Genomic DNA, 1,248 nt, shown 5'->3' on the forward strand with positions numbered 1-1,248 from the left:
GGTCGCGTTCCAGGTGTCGAGCAGCAGCGTGCGCTCTTCATCGCCCAACAGCGCGATCCGTTCTGCCGGCTGCTGTTCGTCGGCGACCATCGCCCGCAGCACCGCCAGCAGATAGTCGCGGTGTCGCTCGATCGTCGCGGCATCGAACAACGCCGTGGCATAGCCCAGGCTGCCGGCGATGATGCCGTTCCACTCGCCAAGGTTGAGGTCGAGGTCGAACTTGACCCGGTCGAATGCCACCCCTGCCGGCTCCACCTTGAGGCCCGGCAACGCGATGTGCTGCTCTTCATTGTTATGCCAGGCGAACATGACCTGGAACACGGGTGAGTGGTCGAGCCGGCGCGGCGGCTGGACGATCTCCACCACCTGCTCGAATGGCAGGTCCTGGTTGTCCTGGGCGGCAAGCGTGACTGCACGCACCCGGCCGAGGAGCTCGGATATGCTGGGTTCGCCCGACAGGTCGATGCGCAAGGCAAGCGTGTTGACGAAGAACCCGATCAGATCCTCGACCTCGCGCCGGCCGCGGTTGGCGCTCGGCGTGCCGATCACCAGATCATCCTGCCCCGACAGGCGCGAGAGCACCACCGACCAGGCGGCGAGCAAGGTCGTGAACAGGGTCGTGCCATGCCGCTGGGCAAGCCGCTTGAGAGAGGCTGTAAGCGCATCGTCCAGTTCGACCGGCAGGAACGCGCCTGTAAAATCCTGTTGTGCAGGTCGCAGCCGGTCGGTCGGCAGATCGAGCAGCGGCGTCGCCCCGGCCAGCGCCTGGCGCCAATGATCCGCCTGTACCTCCAGCCGTTCGCCCGATAGCCACTCGCGTTGCCAGGCGGCGTAATCGGGATACTGGATCGCCAGCGGCGGTAACGGATCCTCGCGCCCCTCGATAAAGGCTGCGTAAAGCGCGTTGAGCTCGCGGTTGAGGATGGCCATCGACCAGCCGTCCGACACGATGTGGTGCATCGTGAGCAGCAGCATATGGTCCTCGTCGGCCATGCGGATCAGCCGCGCCCGGATCAGCGGACCCGTCTCGAGGTCGAAGGGCGCCGCAGCCTCCTCGGCCTCCAGCCGCGCCAGCGCACCCTCCCGGTCCGCAGCCTCGCCAAGATCATGCAAGGTCAGTGGCAGGCCCACTTGTGCATCAAGCAGGCGGACCTCGGGCGTGCCGTCGCGGGCCGCGAACACCGTACGCAACGCCTCATGACGTGCAAACAGTGCATCGAGACTGCGCTGCAGCGCCGCCATATCGAG

General features: G+C 66.3%; 1 protein-coding gene. It reads right to left on the bottom strand.

Annotation, left to right across the window (positions count from 1 at the left end):
• Positions 1-1,248 (bottom strand): condensation domain-containing protein (locus tag E5A73_RS21130; protein WP_206366572.1); only part of this gene is annotated, 1,248 nt, incomplete at both ends.

The sequence above is a fragment of the Sphingomonas gei genome, assembly GCF_004792685.1.
Taxonomy (GTDB): Bacteria; Pseudomonadota; Alphaproteobacteria; order Sphingomonadales; family Sphingomonadaceae; genus Sphingomonas; species Sphingomonas gei.